This window comes from Halosolutus sp. DAT137 (assembly GCF_059736405.1).
The window spans coordinates 424,685-448,408 of sequence record NZ_JCAQID010000001.1 but is presented as its reverse complement, the minus strand read 5'-3'; the positions used below and the strand labels follow the sequence as shown (position 1 = coordinate 448,408).

The window sequence follows — 23,724 nt, the reverse complement described above, 5'->3', positions numbered from 1 at the left end:
ACTACTCTCTCAGACCTCGTTACTTCTCGATAATACTCTCCTCGACGGCCTCGCCGAAGTGTCGCGCGGTGTCCTCGTAGTAGAGGAGGAGTTCGTCGCCGGCCTCGAGGTCGGTGACAGCCTGTCGACCCTCGCTGGTCGGGACCTTGATCGTCTCCGCGTTCTGGAGGAGCGTCTCGACTCGATCGCCCGACTCGGTTTCCAGTGCGATGCGGAACATAGGCCGTTTCTCGATTTTGACGCGGCCGACGATCGCTTCGCGGGTGTTACCGTCGGTGTCGAGAATCTGCACCTCGTCGCCGCTCTGAAGTTCTGAGAGGTACTTCGTCCCGCCGTCGGGCGTGCGAACGTAGGCGTGGACGGCACCTGCGTTGACGCGGAACGGGCGCGAGGCGACGTACGGCGATTCGGCGGTCTCCGCGTGAACGAAGACCAGGCCGCGGGCCATCGAGCCGACGAGCATCCCCTCGTCGTGTTCGAGCAGGTTGCCCGTATCGACGCAGACCCGATCGGCACTGCCGACGCGTTCGATATCGAGCACTTCTGCGTACTCGAGGTCGAGCGACTCGCGTTCGGCCTCGTCCCGGACCTCGACGGTCTCCCGAATCACGTCGGGGTCGTCCGAGTCGACCAGCACGGAATCCGCGCCGATCTCGAGCGTCTCGAACGCCGTCTTCGCCTCGTCGGCGGTCGTCACGCCCGCGACCAGGTCCGTCTCCTCGCCGATCCGGGCGATCAGGTTCTCGAGCGGGATGATCGTCCAGTCCTCGCCGACGACGATCGTGTGGTCGGCTTCCTGGGCGGCCGTCTCCGCGAATCCCTCGTACTCCTTGCCGAGAATTCGTACGTACGCGCCCCGTTCGAGACCCTCGCCGCCGTCGCGGCGCAGCGTCGAGAGGTCGGCCGACCCCGAGAAATCGTCCGGAAGGTCGATCGTTCCGTCCCCCTCGCCATCCTTGCCGACGACGATCGCGTCCGGCTCTGTGGCCGGGTCGTCCTCCTCGGCCTCCGCCTCGACGTCGTCGACCAGCGTCACGTCCCCGTCGGTCCGGTAGGCGGCGACGTTGATGTCGCCCAGTTCGCGGACGCGCTCGACGTCGTCCTCGTCGACCAGTACCCAGTCGGCTCCCGACTCGAGCGCGGCGGTGATCCGCGCCCGGCGGTCATCCCAGTCGCCGACGGTATCGTCGGCTTTGACCCAGACAGCTCTCGTCATAGTTCGACGATCGAAGGGGACCGGCTTGAACGTGGCGAATCACACAGGAGCGTCAGACGCGAGACCGAGACCGAGTCGGCAGCGAGTCGCGTGATCCACCACGTTCGGGGTGATCGACCGGCAGGCCCGACGACGAAACGTTGAGAAGGATCGGCGGCCAAAGACGATCGAATGGCCGCCTACGACGCGATCTGTTTCGACCTCGACAGCACGCTGTGTGAGTCCACTCAGGACCCCGGAGCGCTCCTCGAGCGAACGTTCGACAGCGCCGGAATCGAGCAGTTCTGTTCGCCGGGGGACCTCCGGGCAGTCGTCCCCTCGCTTCCAGTCGCCGAGACGGCCCGGGAGTTCTACGACAATCTCTTTACTGAAGCCGCGAGACGCGCCGCCGTCGATACCGACGTCTCCGCCCCCCTCGCGACCAGCTATCTCGACGTGCAGGACCCGACCGCCGTCCGGTTCAAACCCGGAGCCAGAGCGGCTCTCGAACGCGCCCGCGACAACGGACCGGTGGGACTCATCACCAACGGCGGACGACCGACCCAGAGCAAAAAGCTACGCGCACTCGGGATCGAAGACGCGTTCGACGCCCGCGTGTTCGTCGAGCCGAGCGCCGGCATCGCTCCGAAACCCGACGCCGCACCGTTCGAGCGCGCCCTCTCGACGCTCGACGCCACTCCCGATCAGGCGATCCACGTCGGCGACTCGCTGCGGGCCGACGTCGCCGGTGCGAACGCCGTCGGTCTCGATTCAGCCTGGATCGATACCGGCCGCGATCGATCGGTCGAGCACGTGCCGACGTACGAACTCGAGTCGCTGGAGGCGTTCGAGACGGTACTGTGAGTCGCCCCGCCGCCGTCACCGGGTTGCGGGCAGGAGATCGGTGTGAACGACTGCACGGTACTGGCTGTCGGTCGCGTCCTCGAGACGGGCCAGCAGCGAGACGACAGCGGCGAAGCTCTCGGGCAGTTCGAACTCGTCGTGGTCGTGGTCGCTGCGACGCTTACAGCGCGTGAGGAACGCACGAACGTCCTCCTCGGCACCGACCGGCAGGTAGACGACGCCCAGCTCTCGATCGGCCGGAATCTGTTCGCCCCACGCGTCGACCAGTCGCTCGACCGCTCGCTGTGCCGCCTGACCCTGTTCGACGAGGTCGTCGACGTCGACGTCGACGTCGTCGCCAAAGCCCGCAACCAGCTCGGCCAGTTGGTCCCGATTCGCGTCGATCGACGGCGCGGAGTCGAGGGCGGCGAGCGCCTCCTCGAGCGCCTCGATCTCCGATCGACGGACGGCGACCGGGTAGACGAACGCGTGGGTGTCCTGTGCGAGGACGATCGAGTCGGCCATCGATGCGCCGTCTCCCGGCGACGAGTTCCCCAGCATCAGATCGAGTAGTCCCATAGTGGGGCTGTAAGCGACGGCCGAATAAGTGTTCCGTACACGACTCGTCGACCCGTCTCCGACCTGTCTGCCCGTGTTCCCGTCGACGGTTGGACGGTGGCGATCGACGAACCGCCGATTCGAAAGGTGGCGGCTCCGGCGCGGACCCGCTACCACTCCTCGCCCAGCGCCGCCTTCGCTCCGCCGTAGCCGCCCGCAGTCGTCCACGTCCGGCCGCTGTCGGTGTGTTGGACTTCGTACCCCTCGCCACAGATCCCACAGCGGTATCGATCGGGCGATTTCACCGGTTTCGAGGCGCGATGGCGCGTCGCCTCCCAGTCACACCCCTCGTTTCGACACCTGAGCACGTACCGCGGCTCCGCGAAGGATCGACAGTGCCGAGGGGCGTCGAGGGCCGCTGCCCGCTCCCGAAAGCGCGGCCCGTGGCCCGACTCGCCAAAACGCAGGAACTCCCAGGCGTGGACGAGTTCGTGTCTGACGATCGCCGCGAACTCCGGCCAGTCGTAGGTCTCGTAGGCCCGTCGAGCGAGGACGATCGTAACCATCTCACGATCGCGGTGAAATCGGCATGCGCCGGCACGACGACGCGCTCGTGACGAGACCGCCCACTCGACGGCGTCCAGGTCGACAGCGAGGTCGGCGTCTGAAACGACCTCCCGGGCGTGAATGCGAGCCCGCGCGACGATCTCGTCGTCGATCGTGTACGTCCCGTCCGTCACGATTCGTGAAACGAATACTGCGCCCGAAATTCTTCCGGTTCGTTCGAGCCGAACTGCGCCGGACGACTCCGATAGCCCATTTGTACGCCCGCGACGATCCCGGTGGCCATATGCGCGCCCGCAACGATCGATCGGGCATGGCCGATTCTCCGCTTCCGGAACCCCGCGAACCCGACCCCGACGAGCCGATTCGCCCGTCTGCGCTGGTTCTCCCCGCCGTCGCGGAACCGCCGCTCGACGAACGCGGACCCTGGCTCGATCGCCACGAGATCGTCGACGCGCTCGCGGTTCCGGGACTCGAAACCCCGCTGTATCTCACCGCCGAGCGCGTCGCGATCACGACGACCGGAATCGGCAAGAGCGACGCCGCGACGACGACGGCCGCACTGTTCGGATCGCCCGCAATCGATCTCGAATCCGCGTACGTCGTCTCGGCCGGAATCGGCGGCGCAGCGCCGACTACGGCCCCGCTCGGCTCGGTGGTTCTCGCGGACGCGATCGTCGACTGGGACCGGAAACACCGCTGGGATCGCCAGCAGGCGGCTGGGGGCAACGATAACCCAGAGAGGAACGAGTCTCGCGTCGACCGGTCGATCGCCCTCCTCAATTACCGCCCCAGAGACTACGTCTGGCACGTTGACGAACGGATCGTCGAGACCGCCACCGAGGCGGCCCGCGAGGTCGATCTCGGAGACGATCCGGCGGCGCGCGCCTACCAGACCGAGTATCCCGACGCGCCGGTATCGGGACCGGTCGTCACCTCGGGGACGACGGTGACGGGCGACGAGTTCTGGCACGGTCCCCGGTACGCACGCGAGGTCGAGTGGCTCTGCGAGCAGTACGGGGTTGCACCCTACGCGACGACCCAGATGGAAGATGCCGCGACGGTGACTGCCCTCGAACGCTTCGGGCTGGTAGGTCGCTACCTGAGCGTCCGAGCGATCGCGAACTACGATCGGTCGGCACCCGGCGAGTCAGTCGAAGAGAGTTTCGACGGCACCGAGGCGAGTCTCGCGCTGGCGATCGACAACGCCGAGCGGGTCGGGTCGGCCGTCGTCGAGGGACTGATAGAGACGGACCCGCTCGGGATCAGCCGGTAGCCCCGGCAGGAGGTTGCAAAACACCGTCGCGAACCAGCGATTCGATCGCGGAGACCACGGCGTCGGTCTCACTGCTCCGGGCGCGGGCACTCAGTTCGAGTTGCAGGCCGCCTCGATTGGCGGCGGCGAGCCAGTTGACGAAGTTGTCCGGACTGACGCCGCCGTAGGGACCGCCGTCGACCGCCTCGACGGGGTCTGAAACCTCGCCTGCGAGTCGATCGACCACCTGTCGCTTGATCTCCCCGTCGATCGCGCCGCCGACGAGAACCCGATCGTCGGCCAGTCCGTGGACGCTGATGACGGTCTCGAAGCCGCGGTCGGCAATCTCATCGAGCAGGGGGTACTCTTCGGGCGAGAACGCCGACGAGGGCGGATGCCACAGGTCGAACTCGCTGTGGACCTCGTCGTAGCCGAGACAGGCCCAGCAACTGGCCGTCGGCAGGCGGGCGGTGAGGGAAACGGCCTGTTCGGCGGTTCCCGGTTCGATCCGCCCGCCGTGGGCCGCACAGACGAGGATCTCGTCGGTAGCGCCATCGTCGTACAGCAACTCCGTAAGCTGTCCCGTCTCGGTTCGCTCCAGAACTCGCGTTCGATACGATCGCGTCACGTCGAGAGGGTAGGTACTCCGTCAGAATAACCCTTGGTCGGCGCGAGACAGAGGCCGTGCCGGCGACTCTCGGAAGACGCGACGACGAGGCGGAGGTTCCACGCGAACCCGGGGAGGTCGCGTCGCCCGTCGAGAGAACGCGACCAGCAAAGCGTACGACGCCGCGAGTGGCTTCGGAGTTCAGGCCTCGATCGCCAGGCCTGCCTTCGTCAGCGCTTCCTCGGTATCGAGATCGTCGTGGATGACGCCGGAGACCGCCGTTGCGATCGCCTCTGGGTCGTCGTGCTGGAAGATCGATCGCCCCATGGAGATTCCCGCGCCGCCGGCGTCGACCGCGCCGCGGACCATTTCGACGGTTTCTCGATCGGTTCCGCGCGAGCCACCGGCGATGACGACCGGCAGCCGCGTCGATTCGATGACGTGCTGGAAGCTCTCCGCGTCGCCGCTGTAGCCCGTTTTGACGATGTCGGCCCCGACCTCTTCGGCCAAGCGGACCGCGTGGCCGAGCGCCTCCGAGTCCGCCGAGTCGACGCCCGGGCCGCGGGCGTAGGCCATCGCCAGCACCGGCATCCCGAAGCGGCTCGCAGTTGCGGTGACTTCCGAGAGCTGCGTAATCTGGTCGGGTTCGTAGTTCGAGCCGACGTTGATGTGGAAGGAGACCGCGTCAGCGCCGACCGCGATCGCCTCCTCGACGGTGCCAGTCATTCGCTTGTCCTGTTCGTCCGGACCGATCGTCGTCGAGGCGTTGAGATGGACGATGTAGCCCTTGCCATTCTTGTTGTCGTGGACGCGGGGGGCGATTCCTTTCTGTGTGAGGACGGCGTCGGCCCCGCCGCGGGTGACCCCGTCGATGGTCGCTTCGATGTCTTTGAGTCCCTTGACGGCACCCATCGTGATCCCGTGGTCCATCGGGATGATCATGTACGAGCCGTCTGTACCGATCCGATCGAGTCGTGCGTCGATTCCTGTGGATGTAGTCATTGCGGATGTCTAGCAAGCTTGCCGTTATTGATGTTCCGGTTCCGGCGTCTCTTCGCGACCGCCACCGCGAACCGCGCCGCGTTTGAGTTCGGCCGCCTTGGCCTCCAGATCGGCGGCCGCGGGGGCGTCGCCCTCGCCGTGTTCGGCTTTGTTCTGGGAGTCCGACTCAGAGCCCGCTGAGCTGTGCTCAGCGATGATGTCGACGAGCGCGCTACCGACGATCACACCGTCGGCTCCCGCCTCGATGATCTCTGCGGCCTGTTCGCCGGTACTGACGCCGAACCCGACCGCTTTCGGCACGTCGTACGCCGAGAGCCGTGCGAGACTCTCGTGGGTCGCCCCGGAGACGTTCGATCGCGCACCGGTCGTTCCGAGTCTGGCCTGGACGTAGGCGAAGCCGGAGACCTGCGACATAATCTGGTCGAGTCGATCGCCCTCGGTCGTCGGCGCGACGATGAAGACGAGATCGAGGCCGTGCTCGTCACAGGCCTCGCGCAGTGGTTCAGACTCCTCTGCGGGCAAATCGGGGACGATAATCCCCGAGAGGCCGGCCTCGGCGGCCCGTTCGACGAACGGCCGTACGTCCGGCTTGTCTCGCGGTTTCACGGTCTGCTCGCGGGTTTCCGGCCCGCTCGCACGGTTCGAGGGACTCTCCGAGTCCCTCGCTACTCGACTGTCCGAGGCGCGTGGCGCCTCGCTTCCCCCATACTGCAAGATCATATTGTAGTACGTCATCACCAGCAGCGGTGCCTCGGTCTCGAGGTCGTCGACGAGTTCGAAGAATCCCTCGGGGGTCGTCCCGGCGTCGAGTGCACGGTTGATCGCCGCCTGGATCGTCGGTCCCTCCGCGATCGGCTCCGAGAACGGCAGGCCGAGTTCGATCAGGTCAGAGCCGCCGCGATCGAGCGCCTCGACGTACGCTTTCGTGTCTTCGAGCGATGGATCGCCCGCGGTGATGTACGTGATGAGCGCGGGGTGATTCTCGCGGATTGCGGCCTCGATCTCGCTGTCGACCGCCGAACTGGCGTCGGGTTCGGGACTCACTGGTCGAACACCTCCACGTCCGGCGCGGCCTCGAGATCGCGTTTCTCGGTCTCCTCTAAGACCGTCTCGAGGTCCTTATCCCCGCGTCCGGAGACGTTGACGACGACGAGATCTCCCAGCTCCTCGTGTGCGTTCTCGAGGAATCCCAACGCGTGACTCGACTCCAGTGCCGGGATGATCCCCTCGAGGTTCGAGAGTCGGTGAAAGCCGTTGAGTGCGGCGTCGTCGTCGACGCTAACCGGCCGCACGCGGTCCGTCGCGACGAGGTGGGAGAGTTCCGGGCCGACGCCGGCGTAGTCGAGGCCCGCGCTGACGCTGTGTGATTCCATGATCTGGCCGTCGCCGCTCTGGAGGAGTTTCGTCATCGCGCCGTGGAGCACGCCGTCGGTCCCCGTCGAGAGCGTCGCGGAGTTCGGCGCGATCGCGTTTTCCTCGTCGATCTCGAGACTCGAGCCGCCGGCTTCGACAGCGACGAGATCGACGTCGGTGTCCGGCACGAAGGCGTGGAACGTCCCCATCGTATTCGAGCCGCCGCCCGCACAGGCGACGACACTGTCCGGGAGCCGTCCCGCCTTCTCCCGAATTTGGTCGCGAGCTTCCTTCCCGATTACCGCCTGGAAGTCCCGGACCAGTTTCGGGAATGGATGCGGGCCGACGATGCTCCCGATCACGTAGTGGGTCGTCTCGACGGTCGTCGCCCAGTCGCGCATCGTCTCGTTGATCGCCTCTTTCAGCGTTCCCGACCCCGCCGTAACTGGGTTCACCTCGGCTCCATTCATCCGCATCCGGTAGACGTTCGGCCGCTGGCGGTTGATGTCCGTCCGGCCCATGTAGATCTCACAGGGCATATCGAGATGGGCCGCGGCCATCGCCGTCGCGGTCCCGTGCTGGCCAGCCCCGGTTTCGGCGATGATGCGCTCTTTGCCCATGTACTTCGCGAGCAGCACCTGTCCGAGCGCGTTGTTCAGCTTATGGGCCCCGCCGTGGAGCAGGTCCTCGCGTTTGAGGTAGATTTCGCGATCGTACCGATCGCTCAGTCGATCGGCGCGCTGCAGAGGCGTCGGGCGGCCGCCGAAATCCCGCATTCGACCGCGAAAGTCGTCCATGAAGCCGTCCTCGTTGGCGAGAACGTACCGTTCGTAGGCGTCTTCGAGTTCCTGTACCGCGGGCATCAGCGCTTCAGGAACGTACTGACCGCCGTACTCACCGAACGTACTCTCACTGTCTCGCTCTCGGTCGTGTTCACTCGTGCTCATGTGTCGTCCTCGGTTTCTGTGTTCGTCTCTCTGTCGCCGTTCGACTCCGCCTGCGTCAGTCGCCGCGTGTTCTCGCGTACGTCGCTGTCTGCCTCGCCGTGGTCCATGATCGCGCTGCCGACCAGCAGGGCGTCGGCACCGGCTTCGCGCATCCGCCGGACGTCCGCGGGCGTCGAGACGCCGCTTTCGGCGATCAGGGTCACGTCGTCCGGCGCATGGGGTGAGACTCCCTCGAACGTCCCGAGATCGACCTCGAGTCTGGCCAAGTCGCGATTGTTCACGCCGATGATCTCGGCTCCCGCCTCGATCGCCGTCTCGAGTTCCTCGCGATCGTGGACCTCGACGAGGGGCTGAAAGCCGCGATCGTGCGCGGCGGCGAGCAGTTCCTCGAGATCGTCCACGAAGCGTACGATGAGCAAGACGAGATCGGCCTCGACGACGTCCAGTTGCTCCTCGCGAAGGATGAAATCCTTCCGGAGCACCGGCACGTCGACGGCATCGCGAACGCGAGTCAGCGCCTCGGGCGAACCGCCAAAGTGCGACGGCTCGGTGAGTACCGAGATCGCCGCCGCGCCGCCGTCGATCATCGCCTCGGCCAACTCGACGGGATCGTCGTCGCGCGTTCCCGCAGCGGTCGGACTCGTCGGTTTCACTTCCGCGACCACCGGAACGCGACCGGTCGATTCGGCGCGTTCGAGCGCGTCCGGGAGCGATCGCGCCGTCACCGCAACGCGATCGTGGCCCGCGGCCGATCGTTCCCGCGCGGCCGCGAGAATCGACGCCACGGCGGGCGCGACCTCCGTTTTAGAGTTCATTATTGTACATCGACGTACTCATATGTACATAAGGCTTGCGCCATCGACGTGCCAGCGAGCTGAACTGACGCTTGGACCGGCGGATATTCAAGGACTCCCTTCCTTCGGGTAGCCATGGAGGAGGTTACCGACGCGGGTATCTACGAACGGGAATCGACGTATCTCGATCGGTACGTACAGGTTGGGGCGGCAAGCGGGCGCGTCCTGCGCGTTTCGTTCCCTGCGACCCCGACGGCAGACGCCGAGTCCGACCATCCCGTACTCGATCGAATTTTCGAGTATCTCGACGGACTCGAGGCGGTCGCCTTCGACGACGTGCAGGTTGCACTGACCGTGCCGACGGACCAGCGCGCCATCCTCGAACAGCTTCGCGGGATTCCCTACGGCGAACAGGTCGACGTCAAAACGCTCGCCCGGATGACGCCCGAACTCGATCCCGAGGACCGCGACGACCTCACGCTCGTCCGCACCGCCCTCGACGAAAATCCGGCCCCGATCGTGCTCCCGGACCACCGCGTGCGGGACGGGCCGAGTGCCGCACCGCCAACGGTCGAACAGAAGCTTCGATCGATCGAGGGGCTGTGACCGGACGTATCGGTCGAAAAACGGATGCTGTCGACCCGCTGCGTCTCGAGTTACTGAACGGAAATCGCGTTTTCGGGTTACTGGACGTAGATTGCGTAGACGTAGAGTCCGATCCCGAGGAACACGGTTACCGACGCAACCAGATCCATCTCCGGCGCACCAGCAACCACCGCGAACAGTTGCGTAAAGCCGCCGACCATCAGACAGGTTGCCGCGGCAGTGATCGGGTCGAGCGTTCGAGACGACTGATAATAGAGGGCTGCGCCGACGCCGAGAGCGATCAGGCCGAACATCGCGTCAGCGACGGCCCAGGCGAGCATATCGCCGGAGAACGTGGCGTACGCGAGTACCAGAAAGTAGGCGACGACACCGGAGACGATCGTTCGATACACCAGCGGGGGCGCGTCCTCGAGGGTTGTCATATCGCTCAGGAGGAACGCCCGACTCTTAGCTTTCTATGATTTCTGCCCAGTCGAATTCGAATCCCTCGTGGACGACGAACTCGAGAGCGTTGATCCAGTAGTGGGCGACGACCACCACGAGGAAACTCCCCGTGAGAATGTAGCCCGCCGCGAGGACGAACCCGAGCAGCCCCGTGACGACGATTCCGACCGTCCCCTGTATCCCGTGGCCCAGCGCGAACGCGAACGAAGAGGCGACCGCGAGCAGCCACGGATCAATGCCGAAACCGGCCGACAGGACACCGATCAGCGCCGCCCGAAAGAGGAGTTCCTCGAAGAACGCGATGAGTGGTAAGACACCGATTAGCAACACCAGCCAGCCCCGAACCGAGTCCGGAGCCAGCAGTTCCCGCAGGCCCTCGTCGTGCTCGAACCCGAGCCGGGTCGCCGCGGCCGCACCGATCTCGTTTGCAGCGTAGAGCACGATTCCGAACGCCGTCCCCCAGAGCAAGCCAGTCTCTACGTACGATCGCGAGAACTCGATTCCGAGCGCATCCGCAGGGATGCCGGTGTAGATCACCGCACCGATCAAGACGAAGGCGAACAGCCCCTGTGACGCCGCGACGTTCGCGAGCACCATCCCCGTCGACAGCGATTCCGGATCCATCCCTCGATCGCGGGTGAGAGGCCCTGCCGGGTCAGACGGGAGCCGCTCCCGAGCGGTCTCGGACGAGTACGTCTCTGCAGGTGCGACTCGGTCTGTCTCGGTCGATCGGTCTGCGCCCTCCGATCGTGGAGACTGCGCTGGGAACGGTGAGCGGATCTCGGAATCGATCCGCGACCCGCCGGTCTGGTCGCGCCGCGAATCGGGGTCGCCGTCGATCGGCTTGTCAGGCCTGCCGGAGTCGTCGGGGTCTACAGGGTCATCGGGGTCCTCAGCGTCGTCGACCGGGTCGCCGTACGTCCTGTCTCGCGAGTGAGAATCGTCGTCAGACGTATCAGCCGGTGAAGGATCGTCGTCGGTCTCGTCGGTAAACGCTGACTCCGTGAGATGCGATAAAACGAGTAACAGCACGAGGACGACGCCCGTAATCCCGGCGAACGTCGCCCACTGGGGCATTTATTGTGGACTCGGGTTCGACCCGCCTGCCGAGCCGACGGCGCTCTGATCGAGCGCCGAGCCGGTGATCTGCTTGAGTCGATCGACGAGCGAATCCTTCTTCGGTTCGCCCATCAGCGCCACGTCGAGCACTTCACTGATGTTCGCACAGGGGATGATCTCGATCATCTCCTCGTACTCGTCTTCGATCATCACGTCCTGCTCGTTGGCTTTGGGGATGATGACCCGTTCGCAGCCGGCCTTGGCGGCGGCTTCGATCTTGTGAGTGACGCCGCCGACCGGGAGCACGTCCCCGCGAACGGAGAGCGAGCCGGTCATGGCGACGGTCTGGTCGACCGGGATGTCCTCGAGCGCCGAAATAACGGCCGTCGCGACCGTAATGGAGGCGGAGTCCCCGTCGACGCCACCCTCGCCTGCCTGAACGAACTGGATGTGAATGTCCTTCTCCGAGAGGTTCACGTCGGAGAACTTCTTGATGATCGCGGAGACGTTCTGGACGGACTCCTCGGCCATCTCTTTGAGTTGGCCCGTGGCGATGACCTGTCCTTGACCCTGCGCGGGCGCGATTTCGGCCATCACGGGCAGCATAATCCCGCTGTCTTCGCCCATGACGGCGAGACCGTTGACGCGGCCCTCGACGCCGCCTTCTGCGATCTGGAGCTCGTAGTCCTTGCGCCGTTCGATGTAGTCGTCGGCCAGTTGCTGCTCGATCGATCGCGATCGACCTTTCGCTTCGAGAACGTCCTCGCGGGTCGTGGTCTCGCGGTCTTCAGAGCGAGCGATGTCGCCGGCGACGCGGACGAGTCCGCCGAGGGTACGGAAGTGCAGCGTCAGGTGGTTCTTCCGACCCGATCGACGCTTGGCCTCGAGGATGAGTTCCTCGACGGCGTCGCGCGTGAAGTGGGGGAGTCGGCCGTCGCGTTCGACCTCCTGGGAGACGAACCGAGCGTACTTCCGGCGCATCTCGGCGGTGTCCTCGATGGTGTCCTCCATGTAGACCTCGTACCCGTATCCCTTGACGCGGTTCCGGAGTGCGGGGTGCATGTTCTCCATCGCGTCCAAGTTCCCCGCAGCGATCATGATGAAGTCACAGGGGACGGGTTCGGTCTGGACCATCGCGCCCGAGGAGCGCTCGGACTGGCCGGTGATGGCGAACTCGCCTTCCTGAATCGCCGTCATCAGCTTCTGTTGGGTGCGGACGTCGAGCGTGTTGATCTCGTCGACGAACAGCACGCCCTTGTTCGATTTGTGGATCGAACCGGGTTCGACCCGATCGTGACTCGGCGTCTCCATGCCGCCGGACTGGAACGGGTCGTGGCGGACGTCGCCCAGCAGTGCGCCGGCGTGGGCACCGGTCGCGTCCTCGAATGGCGCGGTGCGCTGCTCGCCGTTGTCGACGATCATGTTCGGCACCATCGCGTCCGTGCCGCGGGAGGTGTAGCGGAAGATCAGCCAGACGATACCGGCCGCGAGGATCCCCAGCAAGATGTTGGTCGTGAGAATCGCGTACCCGATGATGATCGCGATGATGATCCACATCAGGATCGATCGCATCTGGTTGCGCTTGCGGGCTTCTTCCTTGTGAGCGTCGATGATCTGTTCGCCCTTGCCTGCGGGAACGGTCCGCACCTTCGGCGCGTTCCCGTCGTCCGGGTTGTGATAGACGAGGACGTCCTGAAGGTCCTCCTGGGGCAGCAGCTGGCTCATCGCTTTCGCCAGCATCGATTTCCCGGTGCCCGGAGAGCCGATCATCATCACGTGCCGCCGTTGCTTTGCGGCTTTGATGATGATGTCACGAGCCTCGTCCTGTCCGATAACCTGGTCGACGAGCCGGTCGGGGACCTCGATATCTTCGGTCGTCTCGATCTGAAGCCCACCGAGCAAGTCGTCCTCGGCGTGTTCATCGTCGACCTCGACGCCCGGATCGACCTCGACCTCGCTGCCGAGGTCCTCGACAGTTTCGATCTCGTCGGCCTCGTCCCGATCAGCGTCGGCATCGACGTCTTCGTCTGCGTCCGACACCCCGTCTGGATCGAACTGCCCGATCGAGTCACCGGCGTCGTCGTGATGGTCGCCCGCCGTCTCGGATGGCGACCGATCTCCCTGACTCCGCTGGTCGTGGGACTGCTCGGAGGATTGCTCCTCGCTCGAAGCAGCGTCAGCGGCGTCTTCGGGAGGGTCGTCAACGTTCGTATCGTTGCTCATAGAACTCTGTTCAGTACCTGATTCGAAGGGATTGCCACTGATATACTTTCTCCATGCGGAGGATGGTGTCAATGGCTGATACCGACAGGTACAGCGCCCGCAGGACGGATACAGCTCGACAGATTGGTTTTCTCTACAGAACGTTTTTGCGCGAATGATGGATCGACCGCGCCGCTCACCGGGACCACCTGCCGTCCGCATCGTCGATCGGTGGACCGCGAGTCAGCGGCGCTCGAAATATCCGACCGTCGACGGACGATCGACGGCGATCCCACGTCGTCCGTGGCCCAGAGACCGTAACGTCACGCTTAAGCGAACGCCGCGAGCAGTATGAGCCATGACACGGGGGTTCTATATTGGTCGATTTCAGCCCTTCCACAACGGCCACCTGCGAATGGTCGAGCAGATCGCCGACGAGGTTGACGAGCTCGTTCTGGGGATCGGCAGCGCCGACGACTCGCACACGACCAAGAATCCGTTCACGGCGGGCGAACGGATTATGATGATCACGAAGTCGCTCGTCGACTACGACCTCGTCACGTACGCCGTCCCGATCGAAGATTTAGAGCGAAACTCGGTGTGGGTGAGCCACGTCCAGAGTATGAGTCCCGATTTCGACACTGCGTACTCGAATAACCCGCTGGTGATTCAGCTGTTTCGCGAAGCCGACATCGACGTGCGTCAGTCACCGATGTTCAACCGGGAAGTCCTCGAGGGATCGGAGGTCCGTGAGCGGATGATCCACGACGGCGACTGGGAGTCACTCGTCCCCGAACCCGTCGCCAACGTGGTCGAGGAAACTGGCGGGATCGAGCGCATCCAGATGGTCAACGAGTCGGATTCGAACGGCGAGTAAACTACCCTCCCGCGATCGGTCCCGATACTCTCGGGTTTCGACGTTCTCGTCACGCATTGCTGGGCCAAATCTACACCAACGCATTGCTGAGGAAAACCTACAGAGAGACAGCGAGAGTGCCTCGGGATCGTTCGGAAGACTGTGTCTTCCGTGATGACGAGAATCTTCGATTCTTGAACCACTCGACCCCGAGGCCGAATATTGTAATATATATGATATTTTCCACCGTATTGGTGAGTACAGTTGCGACGTGGATTGAAGACATCCATTCGAAGCAACTGCTCGCAGTTGCAAGGAATCGACGCCTCTCGAAACCCATGTCTTTGGCGTGGTGAGACCGGTGTTGTCGGGTCGTGGTGGAGCGACCGACCCTCACTGACGCAGCGAGCGTTCGGGTGGTAATTCCAGCCGACTCGTCGTAGGAAGGTCGGGAGGGGAATTACATTCGCCTGCGACGGCACGGCCCGTTTTGGGACGCGCGGTCAAAACGGTGAAGCCTCGGGGCCTGTCCCCGAGATACTTCACTGCTGCCTACCGGTCGGTTCCCTTATTCTGACAGTCCGTCTGTGGCGTCGCCGCTCACGATCGGGTCGTCGCCCGAGTAACGCGTCGTCGGTCGAATCGTAGTGCCGACCCTCATCCAGGACGATGTTACGAATGGACTCGAAATTGGCAACATAGCACCGGACGAGAGGAGACACGGTACTACCGGTTGACGTAAATTATCCAGCGCAGCGCCGTTCCGACCGATCGAGCATCGATCGACGCTAGTCGACGAAATCGATGTCGTCACCCTGACTCGCCGTTTTAGGCTGGACGGCCTCACCGTCGGGTCGGCCGTAGATCTGTGGCGACTCGACGCCCGTCACGACGATCATCGTTCGCATGCTGCCTTCGAGGGTTTCGTCGATCGAGGTCCCCCAGATGATGCGGGCGTCAGGATCGATCCGATCGTAGATCTCCTCGACGACGCCTTCGGCTTCCTCGATCGCCATGTCGTTGCCGCCGGTGACGTTGACCAGCGCGGAGTTCGCCCCGGAGATGTCGACGTCCAGCAGCGGCGATCGCAGGGCCGTCTTGACCGAGTCTTCGGCTTTGGCCTCCGAGTCGGATTCGCCCAGTCCGATCATGGCGACGCCGCCGCGTTCCATGACGGTACGGACGTCCGCGAAGTCCAGATTGACGAGGCCGGGTTTCGTGATCAGTTCGGTGATGCCCTTGACGCTGCGCATCAGCACCTCGTCGCTCACCTTGAAGGCCTGTCGGACGGGGAGTTTCCCAACGGAGTCGAGCAGCCGATCGTTCGGGACGACGATGACGGTATCGCTCACGTCGCGCAGGCGCTCGAGACCGGCCTCGGCGTTCGTCCGGCGAACCTCGCCTTCGGCCGTAAAGGGCGTCGTGACGATCGAGATCGTCAGCGCGCCGGCTTCGCGGGCGGCTTTGGCGACCACGGGGGCCGAACCGGTCCCCGTTCCGCCGCCGAGACCGGCGGTGACGAACACCATGTCCGAGCCGTCGATCGCGTCGTAGATGTCCTGTTGGCTCTCGAGAGCGGCCTCCTCGCCAACTTGCGGGAGCGATCCGGCACCGCGGCCGCCGGTTTTCTGCTCGCCCATCAGGATTTTCGTGTCGGCGTCGATCTCGACGAGGTGCTGGACGTCGGTGTTCGCGGCGACGAGTTTCGCGCCGTGGATTCCCTCCTCGTGCATGCGGTTGACGGTGTTGCCGCCGGCACCGCCACAGCCGACGACGGTGATGTCGGTCTGGAGGTCCTGAAGGACGTCTTCCAGTTCGTCGTCGGTCATCGTCCCCGTGTTTCGACCGCCGTCGGCAGAGCCGTCGGTCGGTGACTGGCCGTCGTCAGGAACCGCCGACGACTCCCCGCCTTCGGCCTCGTCGATGGCGTCGTCGATGAGTGAGTCCATTCTTGGCACTCACTAAAAGATGGAGCATAATTACCTTTCCCCTACACGTCAGACGCGTGTCTGACGCGGTAATCGTCCCTTACATATTTGCTATCAGATATTGTAGAACTGCGCCGCAGTATTTGGGTTTTCAACACCTAGTCTCTCCTTTCTTCCCCGTCAGATCGGGAACTCGTCCGTTCGTCGGCGCGAAACGCTCTCGGGAGTGACCTGTTCGCCGTCGATCGTCACCGGCTCTCCCGAGGCGAGTGTGCCGAACTTTGGTCCCTCGGGAACGCCGAGTTCGCGGGCGAGAGCCGGATCGAACCCCGTCTCCTCGGCGACGACGGCATCGTCCGTGATCGCCACCGTCTCGTATTTAGACTCGAGAAGCGCTGCGAGTTCTTCGACGATCGACTCGCGGTCGGCCGACGATCGAACCGCTGCGGTCGAGCCGACGCGGCTCCCGCCGTTTTCGGTCGCGAACGCGACGGTGTGCACTTCGACGATCGACCAGGTCCGATCGGGATCGATCGCCCCCGCGGCGTCGACCAGGTCCGCGGGGAGATCGACGATGGCGAGCGGGGCGTCGCGTCGCTGACCGAACCGAATGCCGTCGTCGACGGGGCCGAGTTCCGCTTCGACCGCCTCGATGAGGTCGAGCGATCGATCACCGACCTCGCGGAGCCAGGTCTCACTAACGACGCGGTAGCCCAGCTCCTCGATCGTCGCTTCGAGTGCGGGATGGTCGCCGTCGAGGACCGCGATCTCTGCGTCACTGGCGGTAAAGATCTGGTCGACGACGTCCGGGTGGCTCTCCGGCCGTCCCATCGCCTCGAGCGCCCAGTCGGCGGCGACGTGGCCGACGGCCCACGGCGTCTCGCGGACGATCCGCTCGAATCGCGGAACGTAGTGGGTGCCGCCGAAGCCGACGACCTGTCGTCTCGGAACCGCATCGTGGTTCCGACGGCTCGCGGGCGCGTCGCTTTCGAGTCGCTCTCGGTGGGGGTCGACGCCACGAAGATCGAGGATGGCCCGTGCGACGGCGTCGGCACCCGACGGGTCGTCCCACTGTTCGTCGTCGCTTCCCAGTTCGGCAAACAGCGACGGACAGCCGATGTCGGTGGGACCGTGGTGGGTACATTCCATGCCCACGTCGTACGTCTCGGGCGCGTACTCGTCGAAGGCCTCGAGGAGTCGAGCCAGCGCGTTCGGACACGCTTTCGCGAGCGATTCGTCCTCGCCGCCGTACTCCGCGGGGCCGAGGTTGCCGGTGAAGTGGCCCGTCAGGAGCGCGCCGGTGTCCCCAGCGTGGCGCGAGGCGAACACGAGGAGGTCGGGATCGCACTCGAACGCCTCGAGAGGCGATTCGAGGTCGAGGTGGAGGTCCGCGAACGATCGGAGTTCCGCCCCGTCGGTCCGGTAGTACGTTCCTCCGCCCTGGGCCTCGGGGCGGGTGCCGTCGGTGCGTTCCGTCCAGGTAGCGCGCTCGCGGAGGCGGTCACAGATGTGGACCGACGCGCGATCGGCCTGGCTCTCGACGATCGCAATCACACCCGTGTGTTGGTGTGGTGCGTTTGAATACGCTCCGCTCTCGACGGATCGAGAGGACGGGTATCGATCGTTGGTTCGGCGTCCGGCCGTACCAGACGGTCCTCGGTTGTCTCGAAGAGGTGAGACGCCGCGTCCGCACAAGGTTTATATTAGTGTGGTCTGTTACCACGGTACGTGATCCTCGATGAGTACGAAGCGTAGGCGCGGATACGAGTGCGACGAGTGTGCCGAAACCGTCTCCCCGCACACCTATCGGGCGACCTGTCCGGAGTGTGGCGGTCCGCTGCGAACGGGACTGTTCTAGGGGGCGACTCGGCCACCGACGCGCGTTCGAGACGATTCCGATCGCCGCGACTCCGGTCATCCGCCGTTTTCGATCAGGGGAGCAGCAGGTACACGAACACTGCGTAGCCCACCACCAGTCCAAGGCCGTCGCGTCGCGTCAGTCGACCGCCGTACCCCATCATCCCGACTAGCAAGACGGTAAAGGCGATCATGATCGGAAACTCGAACCGGAGCGTCGAGGGCGCGATCTCGATCGGCGTAATCAGGGCGACGAGTCCGATCACTGCCAGAATGTTGTAGATGTTCGAGCCGACCACGTTACCGATCGCGAACGCGGTTTCCCCCCGAATTGCCCCGACTACCGAGGCCGCGAGTTCCGGAAGCGAGGTCCCGAGTGCGAGAACCGTGAGACCGATAAACAGATCGGAGAAGCCAAACGCCGAGAGGAGCGTCGTTCCCCCGGAGACGAGCCACCGCGAACCGAGGAGGAGTGCGAGGAGGCCGCCGACGACCAGTCCGGCGTCCCGGAGTGTAATTCCCTCTCCCGCGTCGGGTTCGTCGACCATCGGAGCCGGATCGGCGCTGACGAAGTATAGCAGGTAGCCCGTAAAACTCGCGAGGACGAGCAGGAGGACCGCACCTTCGAGGCGACCGATCGTCCCGTTCGCGCCGAGGGCAACGAGCAGGAGCGCCGCGAGAATCATGAACGGGACGTGTCGTCGCATGACGATTCCCGAGACCGAGAGGGGACTGATGAGCGCGGCGAGACCAAGCACCAGCCCGATGTTCGCGATGTTCGAGCCGACGACCGCACCGAGTCCGATGTCGGTCGACACGTCGAGCGCGCCGATCGTCGCGACGAACAGTTCGGGGGCCGTGGTCGCGAAGGCGATGACCGTCACGCCGACGGTGGCGGCCCGAAGCCCGATACCGATCGCGAGGCGACCGGCACCCGCGACGAGTAACTCCGCGCCGGCGTACAGCGCGACGATCCCGACAACGAGCGTGAGAATCGCGATCGATACCCCCGAGAGCATACCGTCCGGTATTCGCGTACGACGTATAAGAATCTCGAAGCGGGCCAACGGTCAGGACGGCGTCCTGTCTAGCCCAGTCGGCGGGCAACGGTTCGTAGCGCAGAGAACGCCGTAGTTCGGCGCGATCGTCGATCAGTCGGAACTGTGCAGTGGCACCGCGCCGCAGTTCGGGCACCCGTTGTGTTTGGTCGTTCGGTACGATACCGTACTGCCGCAGTTGGTGCAGTTGTACTGGGGTCCAGCCATTGCCGGCACGGACAGTGTCGACGGACATATCCCTTTCGCAGGTCGTAGCGTCGAAACTGGAGATTATCGCGCCCACTCGGGGCCGCCAGTATTCGATTACTCGGTCGAGTACGTGAACCGACGCGCGATCGATTCGCGTCGGGTCGTCGTCGCAGCCCTCGAGTCTGCCGCGTGGCCTTCGTCACTCCGCCGAGTTCGCGTGTCGAAGCCACATCGATTATGATCCCTCCGAGGTGAGATGGGATATGGCTATGGACGTCTACGGGCTTCTGGGCAATCCGGTCGGCCACTCGCTGTCGCCGCCGATGCACGAGGCCGCCTACGACGAACGCGGACTCGACGCACGCTACGTGACCTTCGAACCTGATCGGGACGCGATCGCGGGCGCGATCGACGGAGCCGAGGCGCTCGGCGTCGCTGGGCTGAACGTGACGATTCCGTTCAAGCAAGACGTTCTCGACCTCGTCGAGGCCGACGAGATGGCGCGGCGGATCGGCGCGGTGAACACGATCGATTTCGCCGGCGAGACGCCGACGGGGCACAACACCGATGCGGCGGGCGCGTTGCGCGCGCTTCGCGATCACGGCGTGATGATCGACGGCGCGGACGCGGTCGTCGTCGGCGCTGGCGGGGCCGGGCGAGCGATCTCGTTCGGGCTGGCCGACGCGGGTGCGACCGTCTCGATCGCGAACCGGACCGAGTCGACAGCCCACGCACTCGCGAGTGAGGTGCCGAACGCGACCGGGTACGGACTGGACGGACTCGAGGCGTTGCTTGCGGACGCCGACGTGCTCGTCAACGCGACCAGCGTCGGGATGGAAGAGGATGCGACGCCCGTCTCAGCAGACGCCCTCCACGGCGACCTCGCGGTGTTGGATGCCGTCTACCGCCCGCTCGAGACGCGACTGCTTCGGGACGCGGCCGCCGTCGGCGCGAGGACCGTCGACGGCGCGTGGATGTTGCTCTACCAGGGCGTCGAGGCGTTCGAGCTGTGGACCGGCCGGGACGCGCCGGTCGAGGCGATGAACGCGGCGCTTCGATCGCATTTGTAGGCGGCGATTTCTCCCTGTCAGCCGCGTGTCGGACGGGTATCAGCCGAATTTAAGTGCCGGAGCAAACTATATCGCGATAATGGCAATCCTCCAAAAGCTGAAGTCGCTGTTGGGCTTCGACGACTCGGGTTCGGAGCGAGGGGACGACCGTGACGTCGGCGTCACGGTCGAACGCGAGCAGTCCGAGCAGGAGGGTAATGGAGTCACGGAGCGCGACGCGACGCCGGCACCCTCTTCTGTAACCGACGAGAGCGACGACTCCAGCCCTGACCCAAAAGCGGAGCCGGAGACGGACACTGACGAGGCCGAACCGGCCGCCGCCGACTCGACGGCTTCCGGATCGACCAGTTCGATCGTTGATACGCCTGACGTGCCGGAGGCGGCAGCCGAACCGGCAGAAGCGACGGGTCCCACAGAGACGGATGCAACACCGACCGAAGAGAAGACACCCGATCTCTCGAATCGGACCGATTCGACCGGAACGGAGTCCGCCGCAGACGACGAAGTCGACGCGGAGACGATCAAGAAAGCCGCCGGCCCGGACGAAGCCGATTCGGAGTTTGAAACGCCGGATGTCTCCTCGGAAGAGACCGACGAGACCGACGAGACCGACGAAACCGACGAGACCGACGAGACCGACGAGACCGATGCTGATCCGGCGTCCCAACCCGCGACGAAAACCGAGAGCGAACCGGTCGACGTAATCAAGGGAATCGGCCCTGCCTACGCCGACAGGCTCGCCTCGGCCGGCATCGAAACCGTTGCCGATCTCGCGGCGGCCGACGCGGCCACTCTCGAGAGCGAGACCGATATTTCCGCAACGCGAATCCAGGGCTGGATCGACAGGGCGAAAGTTAGATAATCAGCCGAGACTCGCGTCGATTCTCTGCATTTTTCCCGCCGTTTGCGTTCGAGACCACACCGAGACCACAAGAGGATTAGTCCTTCGTATCCTCTGGGCCTGTATGAGCGAACCCCGCGTCGTCACCACGCTGGACGCGTTTCACGCCGCCGTTCGCGAGGGTCGCAAGCGCGGCGACGAGACTGATCGATCGACGACGCGAGGCGACGTTCGAGTCCCGGTGGAAGTACAGGTCACCGTTCCGGAGCCGTTTCTCGCCTACCGGCGGGCGCGATCGGGCGACGGCGGCGTTTTTCTCGAAACGACGGGTGGGCAACCCGGCTGGGGATACTTCGGCGTCGATCCGATCGATCGACTCACGGTCGGGTCGGCGGCCGTCTCGCGGTCCGAGGGCACCACCTCGCCAACGCTGTCGGCCCTTGAAGGACTCCTCGACGGCGACAGCCTCGTTCGCGGCGACTGTGACGTTCCCTACCCCTGCGGCGTGATCGGCTGGCTCTCTTACGACGTCGCCCGCGAACTCGAAGCTCTCCCCGAGTCGGCCGTCGACGACCGCGGCCTCCCGCGACTCGAAGTTGGCGTCTTCGATCGGCTCGCGGCCTGGGAGGAACCGACCGACGGCGACGTAACGCTGCGGATCACCGCCTGTCCGCGGGTTGACGAGGACTCGATCGGCGAGAATTCGACCGACGAAAAATCGACCAGCGACGGCGAGAGGGACGCGATCGCGGCCGCCTACGAACACGGGCGCAAGCGGGCGCTCGACCTCGCACGGGCCGCTATCGAGGACGACCCGGACGCTGCCGACCCGCCAGTCGCGACTCCGGAGGCGACGTTCGAGAGCGATTGCGGGCGCGAGGCGTTTGCCGATCGCGTCCGGGAGGCCAAAGCCTACATCCGGGACGGCGACACCTTTCAGGCGAACATCTCCCAGCGGCTGACCGCTCCCGCCGCGGTGCATCCAGTCGCCGCCTACGACGCCCTGCGACGGGTCAACCCGGCACCGTACTCCTGTCTGCTCGAGTTTCGGTCGGCCGACCTCGTCAGCGCGAGCCCCGAACTGCTGCTCGAACGCGACGGATCGTTCGTCCGCACGGAACCGATCGCGGGCACGCGACCCCGCGGCGATACGCCCGACGCGGACGCCGCGCTCGAGGCGGATCTCCTGGCCGACGAGAAAGAGCGTGCCGAACACGCGATGCTGGTCGACCTCGAGCGAAACGACCTCGGGAAGGTCTGTACGTACGGCTCCGTGACCGTCGAGGAGTACCGCCGGATCGATCGCTACTCCGAGGTGATGCACCTCGTCTCGGACGTCACGGGCGAACTCGACCCCGCGAACTCGCTTGCAGACGCGATCGCGGCGGTCTTTCCGGGCGGGACGATCACGGGTGCCCCGAAGCCGCGGACGATGGAGATAATCGACGAACTCGAGGCGACCCGTCGCGGACCGTACACGGGGAGCGTCGGGATCTTCGGCTTCGACGGTCGCGCGACGCTCAACATCGTCATCCGGACGCTCGTCCGCCAAGCCGAGACCTACCACCTCCGGGTCGGTGCGGGCATCGTCCACGACTCCGATCCCGATCGCGAGTACGACGAGACGCTGGACAAAGCCCGCGCGCTGATTACCGCCGTCGACGAGGCGCTGGGCGAGCGCGCAGAGATGGCGATCGAGACCGACGGGGGTGAGCCGCGATGACGGACACCGATAGCAGCCGCGAGCGAGTGGACACGAGCGAGCGACCCGACGACCGACCGACGGGAGGAAGGAGGGGTTTCCATCAACGTTTTGACAGGGAACGAGCGCCCGCGAGTGACCGCAGCAAAAGGTTGCTCGTCATCGACAACTACGATTCGTTCGCGTACAACCTCGTCCAGTACGTCGGTGAGGTTGCGGACGACGTTATCGTCAGGCGCAACGACGAAATCGACCTCGCGGGGGTTCGCGCGCTCGACCCGACCGGCATCGTCGTCTCGCCGGGACCGGGGACGCCACAGGAGGCGGGGATTTCGATCCCGCTGTTTGCCGACACCGAGTACCCGATTCTCGGCGTCTGTCTCGGCCACCAGGCACTCTGTGCGGCCAACGGGGCACCGGTCGTCCACGCACCCCACGTGGTCCACGGCAAACCGTCGGTGGTGAGCCACGACGGGAACGGGGTTTTCGCGGGTCTTCCGGACGGGTTCCAGGTAGGACGGTATCACTCGCTGGCCGTCGATCGCGAGGATCTCCCCGACTCCCTCGTCGAGACCGCCCGGACGATCGACGAACGCGGCGTGTTGATGGCGGTTCGCCACCGCGATCGACCGCACGTCGGCGTCCAGTTCCACCCCGAGAGCATCCTCACGCGCGATCCCGAGGAAGCCACGACCGAGGATGGAATCTCCCTCGCGATCGGGAAACGAATGATCGCGAACTTCTGTCGATTCGCCGCGACGGCGGGCGGAACCGGGACGGCTGGAGGTACGTGA

Annotated in this window: 22 protein-coding genes; 8 read left to right on the top strand and 14 right to left on the bottom strand. The window is 64.9% G+C overall.

The features are described from left to right. Positions 1 to 19: 19 nt before the first annotated feature. Positions 20 to 1,216 carry a 3-dehydroquinate synthase II gene (locus AC6I6L_RS02265; RefSeq protein WP_497916091.1) on the bottom strand — a complete coding sequence of 399 codons (1,197 nt, stop codon included), beginning with the start codon at positions 1,214 to 1,216 and terminating at the stop codon, positions 20 to 22. A 171-nt stretch (positions 1,217 to 1,387) separates the two neighbouring features. Between AC6I6L_RS02265 and AC6I6L_RS02260 the strand changes: the two genes are divergently transcribed. Beyond that, the gene (locus AC6I6L_RS02260) at positions 1,388 to 2,059 is read left to right on the top strand and encodes an HAD family hydrolase (RefSeq protein ID WP_497916090.1); all 672 of its coding nucleotides are present in this window, start codon (positions 1,388 to 1,390) and stop codon (positions 2,057 to 2,059) included. A gap of 15 nt (positions 2,060 to 2,074) precedes the next feature. Here the strand turns inward: AC6I6L_RS02260 and AC6I6L_RS02255 are convergent, their stop codons facing one another. Together AC6I6L_RS02255 and AC6I6L_RS02250 are read right to left on the bottom strand one after the other, a co-directional pair. Next, entirely contained in the window at positions 2,075 to 2,617 is a 543-nt protein-coding gene (locus AC6I6L_RS02255) for a hypothetical protein (protein WP_497916089.1), read from the bottom strand. Positions 2,618 to 2,766: 149 nt separating this feature from the next. Further along, positions 2,767 to 3,336, bottom strand: coding sequence for a SprT family zinc-dependent metalloprotease (locus tag AC6I6L_RS02250; RefSeq protein WP_497916088.1), 570 nt, complete (start codon positions 3,334 to 3,336; stop codon positions 2,767 to 2,769). 110 nt (positions 3,337 to 3,446) lie between these two features. On the opposite strand from AC6I6L_RS02250, the gene AC6I6L_RS02245 reads away from it, so the two are divergent. Then, entirely contained in the window at positions 3,447 to 4,436 is a 990-nt protein-coding gene (locus tag AC6I6L_RS02245; protein ID WP_497916087.1) for a phosphorylase family protein, read from the top strand. Here AC6I6L_RS02245 and AC6I6L_RS02240 read toward each other — a convergent pair. The 5 genes from AC6I6L_RS02240 to trpC form a co-directional block, all read right to left on the bottom strand. After that, on the bottom strand, positions 4,426 to 5,043 hold the full coding sequence (locus AC6I6L_RS02240; protein ID WP_497916086.1) for a poly-gamma-glutamate hydrolase family protein: 618 nt from the start codon (positions 5,041 to 5,043) through the stop codon (positions 4,426 to 4,428). The two genes, AC6I6L_RS02245 and AC6I6L_RS02240, sit on opposite strands and share 11 nt — an antisense overlap. A gap of 180 nt (positions 5,044 to 5,223) precedes the next feature. Further along, positions 5,224 to 6,024, bottom strand: a complete 801-nt coding sequence (locus AC6I6L_RS02235) for a 2-amino-3,7-dideoxy-D-threo-hept-6-ulosonate synthase (RefSeq protein ID WP_497916085.1) — start codon at positions 6,022 to 6,024, stop codon at positions 5,224 to 5,226. Between the two features lie 24 nt (positions 6,025 to 6,048). Then, entirely contained in the window at positions 6,049 to 7,068 is a 1,020-nt protein-coding gene (trpA, locus tag AC6I6L_RS02230) for a tryptophan synthase subunit alpha (protein WP_497916084.1), read from the bottom strand. Continuing rightward, positions 7,065 to 8,324, bottom strand: coding sequence for a tryptophan synthase subunit beta (trpB, locus tag AC6I6L_RS02225; RefSeq protein ID WP_497916083.1), 1,260 nt, complete (start codon positions 8,322 to 8,324; stop codon positions 7,065 to 7,067). The genes trpA and trpB overlap by 4 nt, the downstream gene beginning before the upstream one ends. Then, entirely contained in the window at positions 8,321 to 9,139 is an 819-nt protein-coding gene (trpC, locus tag AC6I6L_RS02220; protein ID WP_497916082.1) for an indole-3-glycerol phosphate synthase, read from the bottom strand. The genes trpB and trpC overlap by 4 nt, the downstream gene beginning before the upstream one ends. Positions 9,140 to 9,253: 114 nt before the next feature. Between trpC and AC6I6L_RS02215 the strand changes: the two genes are divergently transcribed. Beyond that, positions 9,254 to 9,724: a methylated-DNA--[protein]-cysteine S-methyltransferase gene (locus AC6I6L_RS02215; RefSeq protein WP_497916081.1), complete on the top strand. Its 471-nt coding sequence runs from the start codon at positions 9,254 to 9,256 to the stop codon at positions 9,722 to 9,724. Between the two features lie 77 nt (positions 9,725 to 9,801). Here AC6I6L_RS02215 and AC6I6L_RS02210 read toward each other — a convergent pair whose 3' ends face one another. The 3 genes from AC6I6L_RS02210 to lonB are packed head-to-tail and all read right to left on the bottom strand — an operon-like array spanning position 9,802 to position 13,450. After that, positions 9,802 to 10,146, bottom strand: a complete 345-nt coding sequence (locus AC6I6L_RS02210) for a hypothetical protein (protein ID WP_497916080.1) — start codon at positions 10,144 to 10,146, stop codon at positions 9,802 to 9,804. Positions 10,147 to 10,171: 25 nt separating this feature from the next. Then, positions 10,172 to 11,245, bottom strand: coding sequence for a CPBP family intramembrane glutamic endopeptidase (locus AC6I6L_RS02205; protein ID WP_497916079.1), 1,074 nt, complete (start codon positions 11,243 to 11,245; stop codon positions 10,172 to 10,174). Beyond that, the gene (gene lonB, locus AC6I6L_RS02200; protein ID WP_497916078.1) at positions 11,246 to 13,450 is read right to left on the bottom strand and encodes an ATP-dependent protease LonB; all 2,205 of its coding nucleotides are present in this window, start codon (positions 13,448 to 13,450) and stop codon (positions 11,246 to 11,248) included. A gap of 337 nt (positions 13,451 to 13,787) precedes the next feature. Here lonB and AC6I6L_RS02195 point away from each other — a divergent pair, with 337 nt between their 5' ends. Then, positions 13,788 to 14,306: a nicotinamide-nucleotide adenylyltransferase gene (locus tag AC6I6L_RS02195; protein WP_497916077.1), complete on the top strand. Its 519-nt coding sequence runs from the start codon at positions 13,788 to 13,790 to the stop codon at positions 14,304 to 14,306. Between the two features lie 767 nt (positions 14,307 to 15,073). Here the strand turns inward: AC6I6L_RS02195 and ftsZ are convergent. The 3 genes from ftsZ to AC6I6L_RS02180 all read right to left on the bottom strand — a co-directional run bounded on the left by ftsZ (position 15,074) and on the right by AC6I6L_RS02180 (position 19,089). Beyond that, positions 15,074 to 16,234 carry a cell division protein FtsZ gene (gene ftsZ, locus AC6I6L_RS02190; RefSeq protein ID WP_497916076.1) on the bottom strand — a complete coding sequence of 387 codons (1,161 nt, stop codon included), beginning with the start codon at positions 16,232 to 16,234 and terminating at the stop codon, positions 15,074 to 15,076. A gap of 159 nt (positions 16,235 to 16,393) precedes the next feature. Beyond that, positions 16,394 to 17,767 carry a D-aminoacyl-tRNA deacylase gene (locus AC6I6L_RS02185; RefSeq protein ID WP_497916075.1) on the bottom strand — a complete coding sequence of 458 codons (1,374 nt, stop codon included), beginning with the start codon at positions 17,765 to 17,767 and terminating at the stop codon, positions 16,394 to 16,396. A 377-nt stretch (positions 17,768 to 18,144) separates the two neighbouring features. After that, on the bottom strand, positions 18,145 to 19,089 hold the full coding sequence (locus AC6I6L_RS02180) for a calcium/sodium antiporter (RefSeq protein ID WP_497916074.1): 945 nt from the start codon (positions 19,087 to 19,089) through the stop codon (positions 18,145 to 18,147). A 497-nt stretch (positions 19,090 to 19,586) separates the two neighbouring features. Between AC6I6L_RS02180 and AC6I6L_RS02175 the strand changes: the two genes are divergently transcribed. From AC6I6L_RS02175 to AC6I6L_RS02160, 4 genes are all read left to right on the top strand, one after another. Next, on the top strand, positions 19,587 to 20,387 hold the full coding sequence (locus tag AC6I6L_RS02175) for a shikimate dehydrogenase (RefSeq protein ID WP_497916831.1): 801 nt from the start codon (positions 19,587 to 19,589) through the stop codon (positions 20,385 to 20,387). A gap of 79 nt (positions 20,388 to 20,466) precedes the next feature. Continuing rightward, on the top strand, positions 20,467 to 21,249 hold the full coding sequence (locus tag AC6I6L_RS02170; RefSeq protein ID WP_497916073.1) for a helix-hairpin-helix domain-containing protein: 783 nt from the start codon (positions 20,467 to 20,469) through the stop codon (positions 21,247 to 21,249). A 103-nt stretch (positions 21,250 to 21,352) separates the two neighbouring features. Continuing rightward, positions 21,353 to 22,951 carry an aminodeoxychorismate synthase, component I gene (gene pabB, locus AC6I6L_RS02165; RefSeq protein ID WP_497916072.1) on the top strand — a complete coding sequence of 533 codons (1,599 nt, stop codon included), beginning with the start codon at positions 21,353 to 21,355 and terminating at the stop codon, positions 22,949 to 22,951. Beyond that, a complete protein-coding gene (locus tag AC6I6L_RS02160) occupies positions 22,948 to 23,724 on the top strand; it encodes an anthranilate synthase component II (RefSeq protein ID WP_497916071.1) in 777 nt (258 codons plus the stop codon). Before pabB ends, AC6I6L_RS02160 begins: the two co-directional genes overlap by 4 nt.

Bases quoted from the DNA above. Each gene is read 5' to 3' on its own strand.
- AC6I6L_RS02205 (WP_497916079.1), bottom strand. From the start codon at position 11,245: ATGCCCCAGTGGGCGACGTTCGCCGGGATTACGGGCGTCGTCCTCGTG.
- AC6I6L_RS02180 (WP_497916074.1), bottom strand. From the start codon at position 19,089: ATGCTCTCGGGGGTATCGATCGCGATTCTCACGCTCGTTGTCGGGATC.
- AC6I6L_RS02255 (WP_497916089.1), bottom strand. From the start codon at position 2,617: ATGGGACTACTCGATCTGATGCTGGGGAACTCGTCGCCGGGAGACGGC.
- trpC (WP_497916082.1), bottom strand. From the start codon at position 9,139: ATGAACTCTAAAACGGAGGTCGCGCCCGCCGTGGCGTCGATTCTCGCG.
- AC6I6L_RS02260 (WP_497916090.1), top strand. From the start codon at position 1,388: ATGGCCGCCTACGACGCGATCTGTTTCGACCTCGACAGCACGCTGTGT.
- AC6I6L_RS02235 (WP_497916085.1), bottom strand. From the start codon at position 6,024: ATGACTACATCCACAGGAATCGACGCACGACTCGATCGGATCGGTACA.
- lonB (WP_497916078.1), bottom strand. From the start codon at position 13,450: ATGAGCAACGATACGAACGTTGACGACCCTCCCGAAGACGCCGCTGAC.
- AC6I6L_RS02210 (WP_497916080.1), bottom strand. From the start codon at position 10,146: ATGACAACCCTCGAGGACGCGCCCCCGCTGGTGTATCGAACGATCGTC.
- ftsZ (WP_497916076.1), bottom strand. From the start codon at position 16,234: ATGGACTCACTCATCGACGACGCCATCGACGAGGCCGAAGGCGGGGAG.
- AC6I6L_RS02245 (WP_497916087.1), top strand. From the start codon at position 3,447: ATGCGCGCCCGCAACGATCGATCGGGCATGGCCGATTCTCCGCTTCCG.
- AC6I6L_RS02175 (WP_497916831.1), top strand. From the start codon at position 19,587: ATGGACGTCTACGGGCTTCTGGGCAATCCGGTCGGCCACTCGCTGTCG.
- AC6I6L_RS02265 (WP_497916091.1), bottom strand. From the start codon at position 1,216: ATGACGAGAGCTGTCTGGGTCAAAGCCGACGATACCGTCGGCGACTGG.
- AC6I6L_RS02195 (WP_497916077.1), top strand. From the start codon at position 13,788: ATGACACGGGGGTTCTATATTGGTCGATTTCAGCCCTTCCACAACGGC.
- AC6I6L_RS02170 (WP_497916073.1), top strand. From the start codon at position 20,467: ATGGCAATCCTCCAAAAGCTGAAGTCGCTGTTGGGCTTCGACGACTCG.
- pabB (WP_497916072.1), top strand. From the start codon at position 21,353: ATGAGCGAACCCCGCGTCGTCACCACGCTGGACGCGTTTCACGCCGCC.
- AC6I6L_RS02215 (WP_497916081.1), top strand. From the start codon at position 9,254: ATGGAGGAGGTTACCGACGCGGGTATCTACGAACGGGAATCGACGTAT.
- trpB (WP_497916083.1), bottom strand. From the start codon at position 8,324: ATGAGCACGAGTGAACACGACCGAGAGCGAGACAGTGAGAGTACGTTC.
- AC6I6L_RS02160 (WP_497916071.1), top strand. From the start codon at position 22,948: ATGACGGACACCGATAGCAGCCGCGAGCGAGTGGACACGAGCGAGCGA.